A 2,129-nucleotide genomic window follows, 5' to 3' on the forward strand; every position below is an offset into this window, starting at 1 on the left:
TTGCCAGCGAAGAGGCCCGTCAAAGCCCTACTTGTGCAACGCCATCCCCAACAGCTGGCGCGCCTTGCCCGTCAGCCTTTTGAGCTTCGAATCCGGCTTGGGCGCCACCAGCCCCTGCTGCCTCAGCCAGTCCTTCCAGCGAATGCGCTCCTCGCGCACCAGCCAGCCATCCTGCTGCGCAAAGCTCTCGGCCAGGTACAGCCCGCGCGTGCTCGCCGGTACCAGGCGGTCTTTCTTCAAGGTATACAGTTCGGCCTTGGGCTGGCCGTCTTCCAATGGCATCAGGTACAGGTCTGGCCGGCTGCGGTTGAGCCGCGCCACCAGTTGATCGCCCTCCAGGCGCTCGTCCACATGGAACAGGCTCAGCGACTTGGCCTCGCGCGGCACCTGCAGACGCAGGTCGTAGATCAGTTGCAGCGAGGCGGTGGGCAGGTGCACATACGCGCGCGGCCGTTCGATCAGTTGCAGGTTGGCACAGCGCACCGGCCGCGCCGCGCCAGACGCCGGGGTCAGCACGAACGGCAATGCCTCACGGTAATGCAGCGCATCGGCATACGGCGCCGGCAGCCAGGTATCGTTGAAGCGCCCGCCCAGCCAGCCTTCGGGCGTTTCCAGCAGGCACTCTTCGGCCACTTCCTGCACCGCCGTGTGCAACGGCAGGTTCAGCTCCTGCGCTGGCACGTAGCCAGAGATCAACTTCAGTACCACATCGCCGCGGTCCTGCCGGCGCTGGCGCACCAGTACCCAGTAATCGCGGTTCTGCCAGTGCAGGGTCAGGCGCACCGACACGCCCAGGTTGGCCAGCTCCACCGCGAAACGTTCGCTGTCGGCCACCTGGATGGCCTTGCGCCGTTGCAGGGTCTGGGCGAAGTTCAGCGGCATGCCGATGCCCTGGTAGCTCAGCCCGTCCGGGCCGGCCTCGACATGCAGCGGCAGGGTCTTGAAGTTGCTCGGGTTCTTGCGGATCAGCGTGCGCGGCATCTCGGCTCCTTCTTGCGTTGGGGTCGGCCGCGACGGCGGCTCAGCGCGTGCTCAGGATCTTGGCGACCACGGCCACGTTGTGGGCCAGGTGCACAGGGTTGATGGTGCCGACAATAGCACTGCTGACCCCGGGGTGGCCAAACAGCAGCTCGAAGCTGGCACGCACCGGGTCGACCCCGGGGCTCAGGCACACATGGCCACTGGCGAGCGCTTTTTTCACCAGGATGGCCTTGCCGTGTTCGGCAGCATAGTCCAGCACCGGGCGTTCGCCCTGCTCGTTGAGGTTGTAGGTGACCATCGCGCAGTCGCCCTGCTGCAGGGCCTTGAGGCCGCCTTCGACGGTCTTGCCGGAGAGCCCGAAGCCACGAATCTTGCCTTCCTGCTTGAGCGTGGCGAGTGTCTGGTAGACGCCTTCCTGCTCCAGAATGCGCAGGTCGTTGCCATCCGAATGCACCAGCACCAGGTCGATGCAATCTGTTTCAAGACGTGTGAGGCTGCGCTCCACCGAGCGCGCGTATGCGCGGCGCTGAAGTCGAAGTGCGACACACCGTCGTCGAATTCCTCGCCCACCTTGCTGACGATCACCCATGCATCGCGCTGGCCACGCAGCAACGGGCCCAGGCGTTCTTCGCTGCGGCCATAGGCCGGGGCAGTATCGATCAGGTTGATGCCCAGTTCGCGTGCCTGATCGAGCAGCAGGCGCGCCTCGCGGTCATCCGGGATGGTGAAGCCGTTGGGGTATTTGACGCCCTGGTCGCGGCCCAGCTTGACCGTGCCCAGGCCCAGTGGCGACACACTCAGGCCGGTGCTGCCGAGCGGGCGATGATGGTCGTGCAGGCTGGGCAGGCTCATGGCAGCAGTTGCTCCCATACAGGTTGCGCCAGCGGTGGCTTGGGCAGGTCGGGCAGGGCAGGCGGGTGGCTTGGCTGGATGCCATCGCGGGTGAGATTGGCCAGCACGCGGTCGGCAAAGTCCGGCGCCAGCGCCAGCTTGGTCGGCCAGCCCACCAGCAGGCGCTGCTGTTCGGCGAGGAAGGCGTTGTCGGGGCGTACCAGGCCCGACTGCGCCGGCTCGGCGCGGTCGATGCGCACGGTGGCCCGGCGTACCGGGCGAGGTCGACCCACGGCAACAGGCCGGCGACTTCCTTT

The 2,129-nt window shown here is 66.6% G+C and carries 1 protein-coding gene and 2 pseudogenes; all 3 read right to left on the bottom strand.

Annotated elements, in window-relative coordinates:
* Window positions 1-27: 27 nt before the first annotated feature.
* Window positions 28-981: a metal ABC transporter ATPase gene (locus G3436_RS21400; protein WP_163949192.1), complete on the bottom strand. Its 954-nt coding sequence runs from the start codon at window positions 979-981 to the stop codon at window positions 28-30.
* 40 nt (window positions 982-1,021) lie between these two features.
* A pseudogene (locus G3436_RS21405) lies at window positions 1,022-1,833 on the bottom strand (aldo/keto reductase).
* Window positions 1,830-2,129, bottom strand: a pseudogene (locus G3436_RS21410) (FAD-dependent oxidoreductase); the annotation flags it as partial. The pseudogenes G3436_RS21405 and G3436_RS21410, both read right to left, overlap by 4 nt.

This window comes from Pseudomonas brassicae (assembly GCF_010671725.1).
Taxonomy (GTDB): Bacteria; Pseudomonadota; Gammaproteobacteria; order Pseudomonadales; family Pseudomonadaceae; genus Aquipseudomonas; species Aquipseudomonas brassicae.

Coding starts and splice junctions, on each gene's coding strand:
- G3436_RS21400 (WP_163949192.1), bottom strand. CDS start 981: ATGCCGCGCACGCTGATCCGCAAGAACCCGAGCAACTTCAAGACCCTG.